This window comes from Lactonifactor sp. BIOML-A5 (assembly GCF_009677585.1).
Taxonomy (GTDB): domain Bacteria; phylum Bacillota; class Clostridia; order Lachnospirales; family Lachnospiraceae; genus Lactonifactor.
Map to the genome: position 1 here is coordinate 102694 of NZ_WKYV01000002.1, position 20481 is coordinate 123174.

Here is a 20481-nt window from a genome sequence, read left to right on the forward strand (position 1 = left end):
CAAATTCCTGCTCTGTGCCGGCAGAAAAAAACGCGGGGGTATACGGTATCCATTGCAGGATACCGTATACCCCCGCGGTCACTGCCGCCTATCAGTATTACATTCCCAAAAGGTAGTTCTGAGAAGCTGTCACGGAATTCGCCCCGTCAGCAGCCGCCGTAATAATCTGCCGCAGCATCTTCGTTCGGATATCCCCTGCCGCGAAGATACCGTCCACACTAGTTTTGCAGTCTTCGCCCGCAATGATATATCCCTTTTCATCTGTATCCACTATCCCCTGGAACAGTTCTGAATTTGGTTTTATACCCACAGCAATAAACACGCCGTCCACAGCCAGATCCGTTCTGGAATTGTCCTTCACATTTTCCACCGCCAGCGTATTTACCTGGCCTTCCCCTTTGATTTCCTTAGCCACATGATCCCACACAATCTCCACGTTATCCAAAGAAAAGAGTCTCTCCTGAAGGATCTTTGCAGCTCTCAGCTCATGTCTGCGGTGTATAAGATAAACCTTTTTGCAGATCCTGGCCAAAAATATTGCATCTTCCACAGCCACATCCCCGCCGCCTATTACCGCGGTTGTTTTGTCCTTGAAAAAGGCTCCGTCGCAGGTAGCGCAGTAGGATACTCCCATACCGGAAAATTCTTCTTCCCCGGGGATTCCCAGCTTACTGTGACGGGCGCCTGTGGCAATCACAATGGTTCTTGTCTTATATTCATTTTTGTCTGTGATAACCTTTTTAAGCTCAACTGCAGGGCCGTCCTCTGCAACATGCATCTCCGACTCATCCTCCGTCTCCGGCACTACCTCCTGAACCTTCTCCGTAATAAACTGCGCGCCCAGCTTTTCGGCGTGTTCCCGGAAGCTGGCCCCCATATCAAAGCCGTTCATCCCAGGAAGTCCGGGATAGTTATCTACCTCATACGTGTTCACAACCTGGCCTCCGCTCACAAAGTTCTGTTCCAGTATAATCGCATTCAGCTTGGCCCTTGCAGCGTAGATCGCCGCACTCAGTCCGGCCGGGCCGGAACCGATAATTACCATATCATAGATTTTACTCATTCTGATTCTCCTTTCTCATCACTGTCATCGGGCAGGGTACTGGCAGGCACATTATCTTCCAGGGGCGGCTCCTCGGGTGTATACATTGCCGTGGCATCCACCGAATCCTCCCCTTCATCCTGCTCCCCTTCATTCTGAGGCAGCACATCGGGATTGTTGTTAACCTCTATCTCCCGCACAAGCCCCAGGCTTTGGTCTATGCTGATCTTCAGATAATCCAGCTGCTCCTCATCCGCATAGTAATAATAATTCAGGACTCCGTCCTCTTCTTTTGTTACATATTCCACGCCGTCCAGCAAAGCTTTGACATTCTCCTCATCCATTCCCAGGGTGATACCCTTATAAACCTTAATAGGCACCTTGGTCACTTCAAAGTCTCCATGGACAGACGTAACAAAACTATTCTCTATAATAACAGGAACATCACTGTAATTAGTTACTACTCCGTAAAGTCTCTGCCCGTCTTTTTCCAGGGCCACGTACCCGTGCTTTCCTGCCTCCACACTTTTATCAGATCCCTCCTCCAGAAGACTCCAGCCGTTTTTCAGAAACTCAGCCACAGGGGCAGGAATTCTGTAGTAAAATCCCCCGTATTCCAGCGCAAATGCAGAGATATCCTCCTGAAGCCCTTCCGGCCTTGTATAACCTAAAACCTCTTTTGGGGGTTCCCGGCTCACCTGCCCGGATCCCTTTTCACTGGAGGGATTTCGGAAATTCTTCATTTCTATCTTATACAGAATCTCTTCCTGCGCATCAAACAGCAAATCTGCTTTCTTATAAATACCATATTCATAGGTTAAAAAAATGGTATCCTTTTCTTCGTACTGATCCGCAGCCTCCCCGTAAGCTTCCAGAACATCATCCAGAGAAGATTTCCCCATAACAATCTCTCCGGGAAGGGTTACCTGCATGTCCTTATTCTCCCTGAGATCAAGGGTAATTCCTCCCATTTGACAGCTGGCTATGGGAAGGGCTTCCCCCTCCAGATTCACAATATCTGCCGTCAGGGTTACTTTTCCCCTCTTAATGGTGCTTCCCTCCAAAAAGGATTCTGAATCCATGCTCTTGGTATCATCCCCGTCGTAAATCCATCCCATGGAATTCAAAGCCTCTACAGACATAGGGAGAGAATACGCCTCTCCGTCTATGGCAAACGCAAAATCCGACAGCTTCCCGGGCAATTCTATCTCCCCGTTAGGGTCTTTCTCCTCCAGGGGTTCTTCCTCTATCTGACTCGAAGATGTGCTTTCCTCCTCAGTTTTATCCTTTGCTTTGTCGTTACAGCCTGCCAGCAACACTGTAACCGCCAGCAGACAGAGCCATGCCCGTTTTTTCATAGGCAACCTCCTTTAGCAGTCTCATCCTATGGAGATTGTAACACACTCCCTCATCTTTTCCAAATAATTCTTTCCACCAGATCTGGAAAATATTCATACCTTGACTATCCGCTCATAAAATGATAAAGAATCCTTTTCCTCTTTTAAGGAGCCTTTCTATGGACAAATCCTTACTTCGCAAACGTCTTCTTCCTATCCTTACTGTCCTGCTGCTGTCTGCCGGGTGTCTGACTGCCGCCGGAATCAAAAAAGACGTGTTTCCTACAGAAAATAAAAAGTTTCAAAAATTCACCGATCAGCTTTTCCAGGAAGAGGTCAGCTCTAATACTCTGAACCTCCACTATACCCTGGCAAACCCTTCTTCCTACGGCATCACTGACTATCCAATTTCACTGGGGAGCCTGCGTTCAGAGGCCATACCCGCCAGCTATACGGCGATTGAAAACTATCAGACAAAACTGCATTCCTATGACTATGAAAAACTCTCAGAAGAGAATCAGATGACCTACGATATTCTGGAGCAGGATTTTTCTACTCAGCTGTCCCTGGGGGATAATTATATGCTCACAGAAGTCTTAAGTCCCAGCCTGGGTATTCAGGCACAGCTCCCCGTACTTCTGGCGGAATATACCTTCCGCACCGAACAGGATATTGCGGATTATCTGAACCTCCTGACATCCATTCCCAAATACTTCGAAGAAATCGTGGTATTTGAGCAGGAAAAATCTGAACAAGGCCTTTTTATGAGTGATACCACGGTGGACCGGATTGCGGAACAATGCAATGCCTTTGTGGAATCTGCCTCCTCCAATTATCTCACAGCCATGTTCCGGGAAAAGTTGGAGAATATGGCCTCAGGTGCTTCTGCGGAAGCGTCATACCAACCCTCCCCGCAGGACATTGACCGGTACATAGAAGCCCATCAAAAGGTGATGGATACTCAGGTATTCCCTGCCTACCAAAATCTGGTGAAGGGACTGACCGCCCTGAAGGGTACGGGAAAGAACCCCAATGGGCTGGCAGGTTATCCCAATGGTGTGGAGTATTATACCTATCTCATCCGGAAGGATGTAGGGGATTTCTCCTCCCTGGAAGAGATAGAACAGCGCCTTTACAAACAGCTTCTCGCAGACTACCAGGAGATGCAGCAGCTTATCACAGCCCACCCGGATCTCATTACCCAGGCCACTGAGCTGGAGGCATCTTCCTCTAACGTTGCCGCAGATGTCCCCACAACGGATGTCCCCAAAGAAATGCTGGAGTCCCTGGAAAAGAAGATCCAGACAGACTTCCCCAAGGCCGCCGATACTTCCTATGAGATTAAATACGTCCATCCTTCTCTGGAGGAATTTCTGAGTCCAGCCTTCTACCTTACACCACCGGTGGATACGCAGTCCCCCAATGTTATCTATATTAATAACGGTACGCCATCCTCATCCCTGGAGCTCTTCACCACGCTGGCTCACGAGGGGTTCCCCGGCCATCTGTATCAGACCCTCTACTTCGTCCAGCAGGATCCCTCCAATATCCGTTACCTGCTGAGTAACTCCGGTTATGTGGAAGGATGGGCCACTTACGTAGAGTCCTACGCCTACGGCTATGCAGACGCAGATCCGGCTGTTACCCGTCTCCTATGGCTGAACCGTTCCGTCAACCTGTGTCTGTATTCTATTATGGATATGGGGATTCACTATCGGGGATGGACCGTTGACACGGTAAAAGAGTACCTTCAGGAGTTCGGCATAGCCAGCGAAGAGATAGCCTCTGAGATCTTCCAGTATATCGTAGAAAACCCGGCAAACTATCTGAAATACTACGTAGGGTACCTGAACTTTTTGGATCTGAAAACTGAGATGCAGACTTCTCTGGGGGACAGTTTTAACCTGAAAGAATTCCATGAGGAAATTCTGAAGCTTGGACCTTCACAATTTCCGGTTCTTAAAAAGTATCTGAAGGCTGAAATGTTATAAAAAAATCAGCGCTGCTTCGCCGGCCAATGGCCCGCATCGCAGCGCTGTCTTTTCCTTCTCTATTGATATCTCTGAAAAAACTTCATCAAATTCTTCAGCGCACCTGTCAGAATCTTTGCTTCCTCTTCTGAGAGTCCTTCCAGGGTTGCACGGATCATATCCTCATGAAATCTCCTGTGATGTTCATACGCCTTCCTCCCAATGTCTGACAGGGAAATCAGAACCACCCTGCGGTCTTCCTCGCTGCGCACTCTGTTTACATATCCCTTTTTCACCAGGCTGTTTATGGCAATAGTCAGTGTCCCCACAGTAACAGACAGCGTCTTGGCCACTGACGACATATTTCTTGGTTCCCCGACGCCGATTGCTTCTATAATATGCATATCATTATTGGAAATATTACCGAACTCAGAAGTAATAAGTGCTTTTTCTTCAATATCCATAATCTCATGGAACATATTCACGAAAAGTTCATTTAGTGTGCTGTAACTCTCCACATTATCACTCCTTTTTTCTTTCATTATACACGAAGGATGTATATTACTCAAGAAAAAAGGGGAAGGAATGCGAAATTTTTGATAATCAAATCTTTTTAACGTTCCCAATCCTCCGGCAGAGGCCCCCAAGGATTACTTCAGCAAAAATTTATTAACAATCGTAGTCAGATTGGATATAAACTCAGAGGCTTTGCAGTCCAGCTCCTCCATAGAGTAATCGTTCTTTCTGCACTCAATCAGCAGCCCGTGAAACATATAGACACCGGTCTGCGCAAGCAGACGGGAAGCGTCCGGGGACAAGTACCCCATATTTGCAGCACGGCGGTAGAACATATAGTCTCTCTCAAAGATATCACTGTTAAAGATAAAACTAACCGCAAAACCGTCTAATCCGGAAAAGTTAGATGCGTATATTTCATAATATTCATACATGAGTTCCATAAGGTTTGTACTGTATGAACCGAAAAATATTGTCTCAAAAATGTCTGCATTATGAAATGCATAGAAGGAAAAACGCTCCCACAATTTCAGATTCAGTTCCACCGGATTGATAATAGTGCTGGAATAATTTTTGATATCCTCTATATACGGCTCCAGGTATTTCACGGACGCAATACAAATCAGGTGTTCCAAATCATTAAAGTACCGATACAGCGTTGCGCTGTTGCAGCCAACTTCATTTGCCACTCTGCGTATGCTCACCCCGGACACTCCTTCGGTCTGCAGAAGTTTATATACACACTCAATATATTGTTTCTTTACATCTTGCTTCATTTCTCATTCATGCATTCATGATTCTAATGAAACCAATAAGCTTTAAAATCATAGAATCCCTTTCTATTTTGTGGTAAGACGTATTTTATAAACCATTTCTTTATTATATGATCCAGGAAATTAATAGTCAAGACATCTTGAGTTCCCTAAACCTGCAGGCAAAATAAATCATGATTATTCTATTGTATGCGTTTCCACAGTAAATTTGAATAATTATTTATAGTTTACACCAATATTTTCAATTAATATTCATTTTTTCAATTTCAATATTGACATCTTCTAAGCCATATGATATGTTCTAAATAACAATTAATAATCGCGATTACACATAAATTTGAATCGCGATTTCCGTATCGGTCAAATAGGAATGATAGGAGGATCTGCTATGACAAAAGAAAGAATTAACATTCAAAGAATTCATGAGGCAACTATGGAACTGGTAGAAAAAGCGGGCATGAAATTTCATCATCCTGAAGCTGTAGAAATTTTGAAAGCACACGGTATTCGTATGGAGGGGAATGTAGCTCATTTTACCGAAGAGCAGCTGATGTACTGGGTGAGGAAAGCTCCTGCCACCTTTAAGATTTATGCCCGTAACCCCAAGTACGATATGGTAATCGGAGGTGATCGCGTGAACTGTGCTCCTGCATATGGCTCACCTTTTATCTCTGATCAGGACGGAAAAACCCGCGACGCTACCATTGAAGATTACGTCAAGTTTACAAAACTGTTTCATATGAATCAGAACTTTGATATGAATGGGGGCATTATCTGTATGCCGGACGATGTCCCTGTTGACAATGCTACCTTGCTGATGTTCTATGCCGCCTTCACCCATTCCGATAAGTGTATGTTTGCCGGTTCCGGCAAGCGGGAGCAGCTGGAGGCAATGTTTGAGATGGCGAAGGCAGCATATGGTTCTGAGGAAGACCTGATTGCCTACCCAAGGTTTACTACCATAGTAAATGTCAACACCCCTCTGCAGTTTGCAGAAGGTATGACAGAAACCTTGATGACGTTTGTAAAATACGGGCAGCCCATTATTGTCGCTGCCTGTGATATGGCCGGAACAACGGCACCGATTACTCTGGCGGGTATGATGACGCTGACAAACGCAGAAGTTTTATGTACCATTGCCCTGGCTGAAATGATTCGTCCGGGCACTCCGGTTATCTACGGTTCCCAGTCAACAGGCTCCAACCTCAGAAACGGCGCGATTACAAGCGGCTCCCCCGAAGGCGCCATTGCCTATAAATATGCCGCCAAGCTGGCCAAATACTACGGTCTGCCCTGCAGAGGCGGCGGCAGTGTCAGCGATGCAAAGGTTGTGGACGCCCAGGCCGGTTACGAATCCATGCTGACCTTTATGGTGTGCAGCCAGAGCGAGATGAATCTTATCGTACACGCGGCAGGTATTCTGGACGGATACAACTGCATCTCCTTTGAGAAACTGATGCTTGATTTCCAGGTTATTGACTATGTCAAAAGGTATTTGAAAGACATTGAATCCGACGGAGACAGAATCCCTCTTGAACTTATGATCTCTCAGGGGCAGAGCGGGCAGTATCTGACCGAAGAGCACACTCTGGATTACTGCAGGGAAGAACCCCTGGATCCATTCCTCAGCGTCAGCGGTCCCTGTTCGGATCCCAAGAATCAGTTTGGTATAAACATTGATAAAGCAATTGCCGCATCTCTTGAAAAATATAAAATGCCGGATAACGATCCTGCAGTACTGGAAAAAATGAGAGCAGTCCTCCTTGCAAGAGGCGTGGACCCTGCGCTGCTGGATAAAATCGAAGCATTATAAGCAGTCAGATGAGTCTGCCTCCTCTCACCGGGGCAGACTCATCCGGAGTCATATGCAAGGGATGAATAAAGAAAAGGAGGCGGTAGGATATGGTGTTAACAGGAAAAAAACGGTGGCTGACGCTGGTAATTGTCTCTTTATTATCCGGTATCATGGTATATGTACCTTATCTCCGTTTTAATTATTATGACCAGATGGTCCTGCTTTTTTCAGAATATAAACAAATTGCAAAGCCATCCAATGTCAATGAGTTTATTGGAGACTGTACTCTTGTCCTGGGAGTTGTCTGTACCGTGGGATATCCCATCGGCGGTTATCTTGCGGATAAGTTCAGCGAAAAATGGCTGATGATTCTCGGCGCAGTTCTTATGGGCGTATGCTCCTTCTGGTATGGTCTTGTACCGGGCGGCTACTCCCTTCAATTTATCCACTTCTTTTATGGAATTGGTACCAGCATCCTCATCTGGAGCGCATATTTGAAAACAGTGCGCAAACTCGGAAACGCGAAAGAACAGGGAAGGATGTTCTCCATGTCGGAATTTGTCCGCGCCATCTGGGGAACGATTCTGGGGTTCCTGGCTGTAGGACTCCTGAACAGGGCCATTATGCCGGGCGGGGAAACCGACCTGAATGTACTCGCCGCCCAGTGGAAAAATGCTATGTTCTTTTGCGGAATAGCCTTTTTTGTTCTTGGGGCGCTGGTATTTTTCCTTCTTCCCAATAATCTCATAGGGGCGGAGGTGGAAGGGGAAACTGCCCAGGAAAAACTCACGTTCAAAAATGCAGTAATCATATTGAAAATGCCCGGCACATGGCTGGTTTCTCTTCTCATCTTTTTCTGCTATTCATTTACAGCCGCCGGTTCCGGATATTTAGGCGCGTTTACTGTAAATGTTTTGGGCGTCTCCCAGACCACGGCAAGCTCCTTTGCCATCGTCAGAAATTATATTATAGCCGGCCTTTCCACTCTGGCCATTGGCTTTATTGCAGATAAAATTGGATTTAAGGTAAAAACCCTGGGATACTATCTGGCAATAGCAAGTATTTTTGTAGCTGCCATGCTTTTGACAAAGAATTCTTTAACCTTAGGAATTGTAATATCCTTTGGTTTTGCAATTATATACACAGGCATGCGGGGCGTTTATTTTGCCACTTTAAGTGAAGTGGGCATCCCCCTGGCACTGAACGGCGTTGCCACAGGGGTAGTCTCCCTCATCTGCTATCTCCCTGATGTATACTTCGCAAAGGTTGCGGGAATCTGGCTGGATACTTATGGAAACCACGGTTATGATCTTATTTGGTACTGGACCATAGGATGCGGCGTACTGGGTGTGATAACTGCCATCATTACCACACGTTATGCAAATAGTCTGAAAAAGAAGTCTGGCCGCAGGTCATAGCACTGTCCGTACAGTACAATAACGGGGGAAATACTTCCCCCGTTATTGCTTCAGATGTCTATAAAAAGGATTATGTCCCGGCCATACTCCTGTGAAGTGTACACCGGAACTGGATAGCACAAACATGCTTATATTTTATACCCCAAATACCCCGGGCAGCCAGGTAATAATCCCCGGAATAAAGGTCATGACCAGTAAGGCAGCTACTTCAGCACAGAGATACGGAACAATCCGTTTGCTGATCTTGCCAATACTGGTGTCAGCAATCCCGGAAGCAACAAACAGATTGACTGCCATAGGCGGGGTTATCATACCGATAGATGTATTAATAATAATGATGATACCCAGCGCAATTGGTGATAATCCCAGAGATGCTGCAATCGGCAGAAGAATGGGCGTTACCAGCAGGATAATGGCCTGGGTTTCCAGGAAGCATCCCAAAAACAGAAGAATCACGTTAATCATCAGCAGCAGAGCCACTTTATTGGTGAACAGGCCCAGTACACTGGACGCAATAAACGTAGGGATATTCTGGTTTGTCATAAACCACCCGAAAGGCGCAGACATACTGACCACAAACAGTACCACTGCGGAGCTTACTGTTGATTTTTTAAAGATTGCATAGATATCTTTTATATTTAATTCCTTATATACAAATACACTGATAAGAAATGCGTACACACAGGCAACTGCGGCAGCCTCTGTCGGGGTAAATAATCCCCCGTAGATTCCTCCCAGGATGATTACAGGCATAAAAATCGCCAGTAATGCTTCTTTAAAAGAGTAGAGGAATACTTTCAGTGTAACCTTTCCCGTCTCTGCAGCATCATACCTGCGGCAAAGAAAAATATTAGTGGCAATCAGTACCACTGCCAGCAGCAGTCCCGGAATAATACCTGCGATAAACATAGTACCGACAGATACCGAAGCAGTTACTGCATAGGTTACCATAGGGATACTGGGAGGAATGACTACACCAAGTGTACCGGCCGAAGCAGCTACACCTGCCGCCACATCATCCGGATATCCTTTTTCCTTCATACGGGGAATCGTAATCCCCCCGATGGCAGCAACCGTTGCCGGGTTGGAGCCTGAGATAGCCCCGAAAAACGCAGAGGCAGCAACCGTAATGCAGGACAGGCGCCCCGGCACCCTTCTCATTAAAATTTCAATAAAGTCAATGAGCCTTTTAGAGATTCCGCCCTTTTCCATGATATTGCCGGCCAGGATAAAGAAAGGAACCGCCATGAGGGTAAAGTTATCAGCCTGTGTAAACATTCTCTGGGGAACTGCCGGCAGAAGATTCATATTCCCGCTGGCTACGATTGCCACGCACACTGAGATTCCAAGGCAGACAGCAATGGGAACTCCCAGAAACAGCACAACAAATAAAATTCCGAACAACATTCCTATAATCATTATTCCGTCTCCTTCTTTTCTTCTTCTTTAAGTTCTAATTTACCGGTTACTCTTTCATACGTGTGGTATCCATAGCATACTGCCATAAGGAGCAGTCCCAGGGGAATTGCCAGATACATCATCCACATGGGCCATCTGAGACTGGGGGTGATCTGCCCGCTTGCCATCTGTGACTCCAGTATCCGGAACCCATAGCAGGAGGCGAACACGCAGAATCCCAGAACCAGGACAGAATTCACCACATAAATAATATTCAGTATCCTTTTGCTGCAAAACAGTTCCAAAGCTTCCACGCAGAAGTGTTCCCCATTGCACGCAGCCACACCGATCCCTAAAAAGATAACCCATATCATACAGTACCTGGCAAGCTCTTCTGCCCAGGGTATAATAAATAATCCGCTGAAACGGGCTACGGTTGCCACAAAAATAACCACACACATAATTACCATTAAGATAACCAGCAATACTTCTTCCGCCCTCTTCAGGCCATCAAAAAATTTTTTCATAACGCTCACCTCATTATTTGCATGCTTGAATTTTCTCTACCAGTTCCTTATTCAGCCCTAAGCTGTCAAGCTCATCGTAGACACCGGCTGCCGCTTCCTTCCATTGGGCTTTATCTACATCTGTCACTGTAACGCCGGCATCCTTCATCTTCTGGACAGCCTCGTCTGTATAGCCTGCACTGTATTCCCTCTGATACGTTTTGGCCTCCTCGGCTGCCTTATCAAATGCCTCCTTCTGTGCATCGGTAAAGCTGTCATAGGTGCTTTGAGCAATCATCAGTACACATGGAGAATAGAATAGGTCAATCATAGAGACGTATTTCTGGACCTCATACACTTTTGCAGACTCAATAATGGCAATGGGGTTCTCCTGTCCGTCCACCGTCCCCTGCTGAAGAGCGGTGAAGATTTCACTCCACGCCATAGGAGTTGCCGTAGCCCCAAGCTCCTTATAGGTGGCCATATGTACGTTGTTCTCCATGGTCCGGATTTTCATACCCTTCAAGTCTTCCGGTGCAACAATTTCTTTTTTGTCGTTTGTTACTTCACGGAACCCGTTTTCCCAAAAGCCCACTCCCTTGATTCCCTGACCCTCCAGTTCTTCCAAAAGGGAGGCGCCCACTTCACCGTCCAGTACTTTATATGCCTGCCGGGCATCCTCAAACAGATACGGCAGGTCCAGTACAGCAAAATCAGGGACAAAGTTCGGAATGGGGCCTGTAGATATCAGACACATCTCCTGTACTCCCATGCCTACATTTTCCATCATGTCACGTTCATTTCCCAGCTGAGAGTTGGGATAAATATCAATAGTCATCTCCCCGTGGCTGTACTCCTCCAGTAATTTCTGCATCTCCTGCAGGCCCTTTACGTAGTGTCCCTCAGGGGCTGTGGTCGTACCTGCCTTCAGGTGCACTGCTGCACTCTCAGATCCCAGCATGGTATCCTCTGACCCGCTGCCGGCTGCCGTAGTCTTTGCAGTTCCTGTTTCATTGGAGGCACCTGCGCCTCCCCCGCCGCAGGCCGTCAATGTGCCTGCCAATGTTACTGCTACTAATGCTGCAATCACTCGTTTTTTCATGCGCTCTCTCCTTCTCTTTTTTTGGATTTTAATTGGTGCCTATGTTTTTATGGTTAATCATAGGCAAATACATCCAACGTTTAACGTCTTTGGTTTTACTATTATAAATGATATTTTTGCTGTTGTGTTGGGATTTACTGGATCCTCACAGAATCTTAACACCTGGAGTCTAACGATGCAAAAATAAAAAGCGCAAAAAAGCAGCGGCACAGTTTCATATCAAACTGTACCGCTGCTGCAGCTATCCTACTGTAATTTTCTCTTTCTTATCCGCCTCTTTCTTCACCGTCCTCAGCATATTTTCCATGAAGCCAAGCTTTCTAAGAAAAAATCTGGCGATCATCCCCACGACTACCGCCGCCGCTATGGTGCCCTCTCTGACCCCTTGAATACCATGAAACATCACAGCCGAGATCCCTCCGGCGATGACAGTCATGGAGGCGTCAAAGGCCACCTTTGTACTGCCGAATTCTCTGTGATACACTGTGGAGACCGCATTTACAAAAGCTTCCCCCGGCAGCATTACCACATCTGCCAGCACCTCCATAAATACGCCGAACCCCAGTATCACGCAGCCGCACAGAAGAAACAGCAGCTTCATGTAATACACCTCAGGGTGGACCCATCTCAGAAAGATCATAGTTATATCAATGAAATACCCGAATAAAACAGAAACCGGTATCTGCAGAAGCTGATATTTTTTAAAATCCCTCTTAAGAATCAGCATTTGTCCCAATATGAGCAGGATACTCAGGACAATGGTAAACTGACCTATGGTAGGGGTAAACCCCAGGCTTAAAACGTATGGAATGCTGGAGATAGGAGAGGTTCCCAGATCCGCCTTTGTAATACAGCTTACGCCCAGTGAAGCGAAGAACAGACCTGCCAGGAAAAATAAATAACGTTTTATTAGTTCTCTCTTTTCCATTTATCCCCCTCAATCCCCGGGCATTTCTTTAAGGCAGATATTTACCAGTTCCGGTATCACAGCCGCTACGATCTGCTCTCCTTTTTCCGATGATGAGGAATAGGCACTGGCCAGAGCACCTGTCTCCGGGACATCCCCCTTTTTCAGAGGGTACCTGAAATAGGGCAGTGCCTCTGCCGGCTCCGCCTCCGTCATCCGCTCCAAATGGCAGAGCTGAGGCGCAAAATACATCATCAGGGAAGTCTCTGTCACCGCCGCATGTTCAAATGCCCAGCCAGGAAACGGTACCTGGTCAAATATCTTTTCGATCACTTCCTCGGACAGAGGATCCCACCAGTTAGATTCCACAAGCAAGGCAGCTCCCTTGGTATCTCTGTTGACAAGATCCATTGCCTCTACAAGAAAAGCCTCATTTTCGAAATGGGCGTTCATAATAAAAATTTTTGTAAATCCGTCTCTGACCAGCTCCATCAGCACATCATAAACCAGGCGAATTACGGTCTCGCCATTTAAGTCAATAGTCCCCGGAAATAAGGGTCCTCCCCCGCTCAGCGGTTTTGACTTATACCCATAAGACAAGGGCGGCATCACCACACCGTCTATTTTTTCTGCCAGCCGCAGGGCAAACTGCTCTGCAATCACTGCGTCCGTGCAGATAGGCAGATGCAGGGCATGCTGTTCCACAGCCCCAACCGGCAGGATGACTACCCTGTCCTTTTTCGCCGCAAATTCCGGCCAGGTCATTTCTTCCATACGATATGTCATAGCTTTTTCCCCCAATCCTTTCCTATTTGTCAATCCCCCGTATTTTCATAATCAGCTGCTGATCCGTGGGGTTTCCGTTTTCATCCAGGGCCACTTCGGTCTCATCCTCCCCTGCCTCCTTATAGTAGCCTGAGATACACCCGATCTCCACTGCGGGACTGGTAAGCTCCAGCTCATACAGCTGCCCTTTTTCCACCTCCACTGGCCCCTCAATCACAGAATACAGAGCATCCTCACTGGTAAAGGGAAGCGTATCTACCTGTCCTTCATATACTACCGTTCCATTTTCATGGCTGCGCACCACTACGTTCATGTACGAATCGTTTATCCGGTAATGCAGGCACATTTTCATCTGGATATCTGTCAGTGTATTGCCGTCGGCATAGAACAGCTGCCGGACGCTGGAGTCTTCACTCACATCCACCTCCACACACTCCGCCAGTTCGGTGGAAGAGTTATCCTTGAAGATCACTTCCCCTCTCACCACACTGGCCAGGCAGAGGAAGGCCGGTACCGCGAAAGCCAGAACACCCACCGCAAATGCGGCGCGGAGCTGGTTCAGAAGTCCTCTGGATACCTCAGTTCTCTGATTGGTGTGAAATCTGGGATGGTTAAAGACAAAATATGCCAGCAGGACAACCCAGATGGCCGTGGCCAGAAGCGTCTCATCATGAAATCCATAGATATCCCACATACTTGTGGCAAATTGCCGCCCTTTTATCAGATATTTAAAGATTCCCCCTGTCAGCACACCGGCGCCTACCAGGGAATGACTCATGAATATATACATGGCTGCCATAAGAATATTAGTAATCATAACAAAAAGATTGCCGTTTTTATTCCGGAAGATGCTGAGCAGCAGGAAGGGAACAATCAGCAGAAGCCACTGAGGGTTCCAGTTTGCCAGTCCGAACAGGGTAAAACTCATCCCTGTGGTGAGAAAAAGCGCCCAGGACTGAAGTTCTCCGGGAGCTGTGGTTTTTCTCTGATACGCCCAGACCAGAAGGAAGGCCGCCATCGCCATCATCAGGTTAATCCCTGAGATGAACCCAACATCAAAACCATTGTCTACGAAGTCAAGAGCCCCAAATCCCAGAACACTCCTGTGGAAGTAAGGGGAACTCCAGTTTGGCAGTACTTCCGCAGCCAGTGGAGCCAGGGCAGGAACGGCATACTTTATGATATTCCGGATTTTCTTCTCTTTCAGAACCAGCAGAATCAGAAAATAGGCGAGGGCCTGATACTTGAAGGTGGCAGCCATTCCGAAGGCAAGGGCAAACTTCAGCATATCCCACTTTTCACCCTTAAAGTAAAAGTATAAGCCCACTACCACAAAAAATACAGTAAAGATGTCGTACTGGCTGAAGATAAACTGGCTGTACACCCCAATGGGGAAAATGATAAACGCATACTTACAGAGTCTTGCTTTTTTCTCCCCAAATCCCAGGAGCAGTGCGATTTTATAGATTACATGCGCTGTAATAAAATACAGAAGCACCGGAAGGAGCTTATACCACATGTTGCTCACAAAGGAATTCACGGTATTGTCCGCAGGGGCCCCCTTCAGTAAATAGAGAGGCAGGTTCCACACAGCAAACGCAATGAACGTACTGGGCATGTAATTGGCATAAAAATTTCCGGATTGCTCAAAGCTTGCCTTATAAAAGTCAAATGGATGCTTATAGAGCAGGAAGGAACGGTTTCCTGTCACTCTGATATCCCCGTGCACAAAGGCAATGTACAAAAAAGCCAGCACCGCAATAGTGACTATAATATCTAATTTGCTTATTTCTTCGCTTTTCAGCAGGGGAAGTCCCTTCCACCTGCTAAACAGCGTCTCTCTGTCTTTCTTCTTCACAATTCTTCTCCTCAACTAACGCTTCTTCTTCGGAACCGGAAGTTCCGTCCTCAAAATTAATTCTTTCCTCCTCTACTACCAGCGGCCTGTCCAGCACCCTGGTATTAATGCTGAGTACATATTCCCCAAGAAAACCTATAAAAAATAACTGAAGGGCACCCAGAAAGAATACTCCAATAAGCATAGGGGCAACTCCTGCGGAAAACCTGTCCCAGTAGATTAATTTCATAATAAAGTAGAAGAGACCGGCCAAAAAACTCAGTCCGGCCACCAAAAAGCCCAGAAAAGTAGCCATACGCATCACAACTTTGGAGTAGGAAGTAATCCCCACCATGGCGTAGTCATACAGGCTGTAAAAATTGTTTTTACTTTTTCCTGCCTTTCTCTTCTGCTGCTCATAGGGAATGGCTTTATAGTCATACCCCAGTTCCGCGATAATCCCTCTCAGATACGGCATGGGATCGTGGAGCTGCCTCACCACGTCCACAAAGGATTTATCATAGAGGCCAAAGCCGGTAAACTGTTCAATATGATCAATATCTGTGATCCGTTTTACCAGTTTATAGTAGCAGGCCCGGATAGCATACATAATGCGCCTCTCCTTGCTGGATTTCTTAATGCCTATTACAATCTTATGCCCGTTTTCCCATTCCTGCACAAACTTTTCAATCATTTCCACGGGGTCCTGGAAATCCGCACACATTCGGATGGCACAGTCCCCGGTGGTCTGTTTCAGACCATATACAGGCGAGCGCATCTGTCCGAAGTTTTTTGTGTTGAAGATCGCCTTTATTTTTTTATTTTCTCTGCACAGATCCCGAAGATAGTTTTGGGTCTGATCCTGAGAGTGATTATCTATGAATATAATTTCATAGTCGTATCGGGAGAGCTTCCGGGTAAAGACTTCTGTTATAGCCGCTGCCAGAGGCTTTACATTCTTCTCTTCATTGTACGTTGGAATAATCACGGATATTTTCTTCTTCATTTTACATTTTTCTCCTTAAACCACTCTACTGTTTCCTTAATCCCCCGCTCAAAGGTATATTCAGGAACAAACCCCACATCTTCTGTAAGGGTACTGATATCTGCGCAGAGGTTCATCACAGCTCCCGGCGGATATGGACGTTTCCCTATGCCGGGACGTACCCCGGGTGCCGCTGCATCCCGCATCTCATAGATGTATTCCTTTAAAAGACGGGCTTTTCCGCTTCCCACACAGTATACGGCACCGTCTCTTCCCCTCTCTCCTATGAGATAATACGCCCTGCCTGCGTCCTTGCTGTACAGATAATCCCATCTCTGCTCTCCGGGGGTAAACTCTCCCGGCTGCCCTCCGAGGAATTTTTCTATACTGCTCATGATCATAGAACTTTCCTTGTCATGGATTCCATATACACTGAAGATCCTGGGCCAGATACATTCCATACCCAGCTCCCGGCAAAGGAGAAATGCCAGCTTACCCGCTGCCAGCTTGCTGACTCCATAGGGTGTCTGGGGGCTGACCGGGGCCCCGGGGCCGATCCGTTCCCTATCCAGCACTCCGTATTCCGCCTGGGATCCCGCGCCGATAAACCTGCGGCACCCAAGTGTCTTTGCCGCCCGCACCGCATCCAGGGTGTACTGAATATTATTGCTTTGGAGCTGTACACTTTTATCCCTGGACGCACCGGTATTCCCCCAGGCAATATGATAAAAAGTATCGCAGGAATCTTTGATGAGATCCGGCAGCCGCTCCAGTTCTTCCAGGGGACAGTGGATGATCCTCAGCCGCTCATGAGGGGGAAGGCGAAAAAGCTTGGGGGAGTCCTCCCGCACCGCCGCGTAGACCAGCAGCCCCCGGGCCAGGCATTCCTGCACAAGGGCTGCCCCTATCATACTGGTAGATCCGGTTATTATAATTTTCTTCACGATTCTTCCACCTCCAGGGGGATGTACATATTATCTTTCAGCTCCTCCCGGTCCAGGAAGGGATACATGTCCTCCAGCGTCGCAGATACCATGGTGCCGTCGGGAAGCTGCCGGGAAGCGGTCTTTGGCTCTGTCTTCTGATATTTTGTTGCGTATACCTCGCAGATACAGGGGGGTTTTGCCCTCAGAGCGGCCTTCAAATCCTCTCTCAGAGTCTTCCCGGATCTGCAGCTGCAGTAGGGATATCCGTAAGCCTCTGCCAGTTTTCGCAGCTCCGGAAAACTGAGATCCCCGCTTTCCTCTCCCACTCCGACCAGCGGCTCTCCAAAATAATTTCTCTGGGTCTGCCGGATGGAGTGATACCCCTGGTTATTAATGACAAAGATCCGTATAGGGAGCCGGTTGTGGAGAATGGTCTGCAGCTCCTGAAGGTTCATCTGCAGACTTCCCTCCCCTGTGACACAGATTGTCTCCCTTCCCCCGGCAGCGCTGACACCGATGGCGGCAGGGAGGCCATACCCCATAGAAGCCGTATTGGGGTTGGTAATGAACCTCTGGTTCTTTTTGATGACAGATGCCTGACTTCCCGCCACACGGGCGGTGCCCACGCTCACTACCATCTGGGCTCCCTCCTCCAGCAGGTCCGTTAGCTCATGATAAAAGGCATAGATATTGGTATATCCGGGTTCCAGGTCTTGGTAATGTTCCTCTTTCACAACCGGATATTTCTTTTTCCAACCAAGGCACTGTTTCCTCCATTCTTCCCCGGAAAACCACGGGTGTCCGGGAGAACATCCCCGCTCTCTCACCTCCGTCAGAAGCTTATGTATCAGGTCCGCGGCATCCCCGCATACAGGAAGGCTGACATGGAGATTGGGCTTTTTCAATTCCTCCCCGTCAATATCATTTAAGATAGTATAAGCACCCCGGGCCCAGCTTTTATATTGGAAACCAGTCTGCACAAAGCTCTGGCGGCTGCCCAGAGAGAGGAGTACATCACAGTTCTGGACTGCAAAGTTTCCCGCCCGGTCCCCGGTCCCCCCGTTTCGCCCCGTATACAGAGGATGGTCCGTCTCCATGGCATCCACGCTGCTCATTCCTGTAACTACAGGTATCCCCAGATGTTCCGCCAGAACATGGAATTCGCGGATTGCCCCGGACAGCCTTACCCCATTTCCCACAAACAATACGGGGCGGGAAGCTGTCTTTATCTTCTCCAGAATCTGTTTCACCGTATCCTCCGGCACGGCGCAGGGCAGCTCTCCGGCGTCTTCTTCCGGGTGGTAGGGAAGCAGCTCCTCTGTCTCTATGACCGCACCCTGAACGTTCAGAGGCACATCCAGCCACACAGGCCCCGGACGCCCGTGAACGGCCAGATACAAAGCCCGTTCCAGATGATAGCGTATGCTGAGAGGGTCCGTCACCATCACCGCATATTTGGTCATAGGGCCTGCTGACTGCACGATGTCATATTCCTGCACCCCCATACTGCGGAGCCCCAGCCCCGTACTTCTCACCGTAGTGTCATACCGCACCTGACCGGACAGAACCAGCATGGGAATGGAATCCATCCAGCCGCACAGCACACCTGTAAGGGCATTGACTGCCCCCGGCCCTGAGGTAACGCACACGGCCGCTAACCGGTTATTCACTCTGGCATATGCCTCCGCCGCCATGGCCGAAGCCTGTTCATGGTGGTTATAGATGCACTTCAGCTCCTGGTGATGGCCGAAGGCATCGTTTAAATGCATGGCACCCCCTCCGGTGACGGTAAACACATGCTTTACTCCCCATTGGGAGATATAATCTGCAATGTAATTGGATACTTTCTTTTTCATACTGCTGCCTTCCTATTTCTCTTTCCAGCGGTTCTCGCATACCATACGCTTCCCTGAGGCCTGTATGGGTATCTCATCTACGTAGGTTACACGGATGTCTGCTTCCTCCCCCAGATATCTGCGGTACAGCCCTACCACTTCTTCTTCTTTTATCTTTTCACGATCTGCATTTAGAAGCAGCTCATACCGGGTTCTGTCCCACTGGATGCATTTTGCCTGATGGACAATGCCTTCCAGATGGATCAGTACATTCATAAATACGTGTATGGACAGCGGCTCCCCTTTGCAGTTGAAGAGCAGAGACCCTCTTCTGCCGTAGATTTCCGTGAGTGTGCCGTGTACTCTTCCTTTTTTATCTGTTTTCAGCTCCATAATCCCGGTGTCTCCTGTATCATACCGAATCATGGGAAACATTTTATTATAATAATCTGTGACAACAATCCGGCCCAGCTCCCCCGGAGAGGCTGGCTCATCGGTGTCCAGCTTCAATATTTCTACATAAAAATTATAGAGATCTATGGTGTATCCCTTCTCCTCACCCAGCTGAATGGCAATAAATCCATTTTCATTATTACCGTAAGAGCGGACAGGAGAGAAACCGAACTCCTCTGTGAGAAGGTGATACGTATCCCAGGGAAGGGCCTCCCCCATGGCAAAGATCATTTCCACACTCCAATCCTTTACCTCGATCTGATTGCGGGATATGTAGCTGGAGAGCGCGGTCAGCGCACTGGAGTAGCTCACCAGTACCTGTATCTTTTCTCTCCGGATCCGCCTGCAGATACGGGCCAGGGCATCATCCCCCATATTGGAGATGTCAATCATCAGCAGATTATTTTTAAATGATTTCCACCTGCTGATGGTATTCTTTCCCGGGATCCATACCCGGAACTCCCCCCTTTTCATCCCCATCCGGAACCCATTCAGTTCCATGCAGGAGATAAAGTTCATATTTACACGGTTCATTTTATCGCCGTCGCATATGACCGTGAAGGGAGTTCCCGTAGAGCCGCTGGTGCTCAGGGAATATATTTTCCCTTTATCCCGGTATCCCTCACAGGGAATCTCCTCATAATGTTCCAGGTAATCCCCCTTGTTCAGCACCGGGAAATCCTGAAGGCATTTTGCCCCCTTATACTTTCTGTAATAAGGAGAATTCTCCCTGGCATAATCCAGAAGCTTTTCTATTCTTCTGTCAATATATTCCGGGGTGACCCCCTGGACAATTTCTCGTTTATTTACTTCTTTTAGCCGGTTCAGCTTTCCCCCCTGAAGGGCATCCAAACCATAAAACGCCCACCGGCGCAATACTTCACCTACCTGCATA

17 protein-coding genes are annotated in these 20481 nt (G+C 47.7%); 3 read left to right on the forward strand and 14 right to left on the reverse strand.

From position 1 onward, the window contains the following. Window positions 1-97 precede the first annotated feature (97 nt). Window positions 98-1063 carry a thioredoxin-disulfide reductase gene (trxB, locus tag GKG41_RS01975; RefSeq protein WP_154256719.1) on the reverse strand — a complete coding sequence of 322 codons (966 nt, stop codon included), beginning with the start codon at window positions 1061-1063 and terminating at the stop codon, window positions 98-100. Further along, window positions 1060-2400 carry a hypothetical protein gene (locus GKG41_RS01980; RefSeq protein WP_154256721.1) on the reverse strand — a complete coding sequence of 447 codons (1341 nt, stop codon included), beginning with the start codon at window positions 2398-2400 and terminating at the stop codon, window positions 1060-1062. The genes trxB and GKG41_RS01980 overlap by 4 nt, the downstream gene beginning before the upstream one ends. A 158-nt stretch (window positions 2401-2558) precedes the next feature. Here GKG41_RS01980 and GKG41_RS01985 point away from each other — a divergent pair, with 158 nt between their 5' ends. Next, the gene (locus GKG41_RS01985) at window positions 2559-4370 is read left to right on the forward strand and encodes a DUF885 domain-containing protein (RefSeq protein ID WP_154256723.1); all 1812 of its coding nucleotides are present in this window, start codon (window positions 2559-2561) and stop codon (window positions 4368-4370) included. Between the two features lie 59 nt (window positions 4371-4429). Here GKG41_RS01985 and GKG41_RS01990 read toward each other — a convergent pair whose 3' ends face one another. Then, on the reverse strand, window positions 4430-4891 hold the full coding sequence (locus GKG41_RS01990; protein ID WP_154256725.1) for a MarR family transcriptional regulator: 462 nt from the start codon (window positions 4889-4891) through the stop codon (window positions 4430-4432). Window positions 4892-4999: 108 nt separating this feature from the next. Continuing rightward, complete coding sequence (locus GKG41_RS01995) at window positions 5000-5641, reverse strand: TetR/AcrR family transcriptional regulator (RefSeq protein ID WP_154256727.1); 642 nt, start codon at window positions 5639-5641, stop codon at window positions 5000-5002. 385 nt (window positions 5642-6026) lie between these two features. Here GKG41_RS01995 and GKG41_RS02000 point away from each other — a divergent pair, with 385 nt between their 5' ends. Both GKG41_RS02000 and GKG41_RS02005 read left to right on the forward strand, forming a co-directional pair. Next, window positions 6027-7451: a trimethylamine methyltransferase family protein gene (locus GKG41_RS02000; protein ID WP_173015504.1), complete on the forward strand. Its 1425-nt coding sequence runs from the start codon at window positions 6027-6029 to the stop codon at window positions 7449-7451. Window positions 7452-7540: 89 nt separating this feature from the next. Continuing rightward, window positions 7541-8851 carry an MFS transporter gene (locus GKG41_RS02005; RefSeq protein ID WP_154256731.1) on the forward strand — a complete coding sequence of 437 codons (1311 nt, stop codon included), beginning with the start codon at window positions 7541-7543 and terminating at the stop codon, window positions 8849-8851. Between the two features lie 135 nt (window positions 8852-8986). Here GKG41_RS02005 and GKG41_RS02010 read toward each other — a convergent pair whose 3' ends face one another. The 10 genes from GKG41_RS02010 to GKG41_RS02055 form a co-directional block, all read right to left on the reverse strand. Next, window positions 8987-10270 carry a TRAP transporter large permease gene (locus GKG41_RS02010; protein ID WP_154256733.1) on the reverse strand — a complete coding sequence of 428 codons (1284 nt, stop codon included), beginning with the start codon at window positions 10268-10270 and terminating at the stop codon, window positions 8987-8989. Beyond that, on the reverse strand, window positions 10270-10776 hold the full coding sequence (locus tag GKG41_RS02015) for a TRAP transporter small permease (RefSeq protein ID WP_154256735.1): 507 nt from the start codon (window positions 10774-10776) through the stop codon (window positions 10270-10272). Before GKG41_RS02015 ends, GKG41_RS02010 begins: the two co-directional genes overlap by 1 nt. Window positions 10777-10789: 13 nt before the next feature. Continuing rightward, window positions 10790-11857 (reverse strand): TRAP transporter substrate-binding protein, encoded by a 1068-nt coding sequence (locus tag GKG41_RS02020; protein ID WP_154256737.1) that lies wholly within the window; start codon window positions 11855-11857, stop codon window positions 10790-10792. Between the two features lie 241 nt (window positions 11858-12098). Beyond that, on the reverse strand, window positions 12099-12785 hold the full coding sequence (locus GKG41_RS02025; RefSeq protein ID WP_154256738.1) for a DUF6198 family protein: 687 nt from the start codon (window positions 12783-12785) through the stop codon (window positions 12099-12101). Window positions 12786-12794: 9 nt separating this feature from the next. Next, entirely contained in the window at window positions 12795-13550 is a 756-nt protein-coding gene (locus GKG41_RS02030) for a creatininase (protein WP_154256740.1), read from the reverse strand. 22 nt (window positions 13551-13572) lie between these two features. Continuing rightward, window positions 13573-15408: a hypothetical protein gene (locus tag GKG41_RS02035; protein WP_154256742.1), complete on the reverse strand. Its 1836-nt coding sequence runs from the start codon at window positions 15406-15408 to the stop codon at window positions 13573-13575. Beyond that, the gene (locus GKG41_RS02040) at window positions 15377-16393 is read right to left on the reverse strand and encodes a glycosyltransferase family 2 protein (RefSeq protein WP_154256743.1); all 1017 of its coding nucleotides are present in this window, start codon (window positions 16391-16393) and stop codon (window positions 15377-15379) included. The genes GKG41_RS02035 and GKG41_RS02040 overlap by 32 nt, the downstream gene beginning before the upstream one ends. Continuing rightward, window positions 16390-17316, reverse strand: coding sequence for an NAD(P)-dependent oxidoreductase (locus tag GKG41_RS02045; RefSeq protein WP_154256745.1), 927 nt, complete (start codon window positions 17314-17316; stop codon window positions 16390-16392). The genes GKG41_RS02040 and GKG41_RS02045 overlap by 4 nt, the downstream gene beginning before the upstream one ends. Next, complete coding sequence (locus GKG41_RS02050; protein ID WP_154256747.1) at window positions 17313-19154, reverse strand: thiamine pyrophosphate-binding protein; 1842 nt, start codon at window positions 19152-19154, stop codon at window positions 17313-17315. The genes GKG41_RS02045 and GKG41_RS02050 overlap by 4 nt, the downstream gene beginning before the upstream one ends. Before the next feature lie 12 nt (window positions 19155-19166). Next, on the reverse strand, window positions 19167-20480 hold the full coding sequence (locus GKG41_RS02055; RefSeq protein WP_154256749.1) for a phenylacetate--CoA ligase family protein: 1314 nt from the start codon (window positions 20478-20480) through the stop codon (window positions 19167-19169). Between the last annotated feature and the right edge of the window lies 1 nt (window position 20481).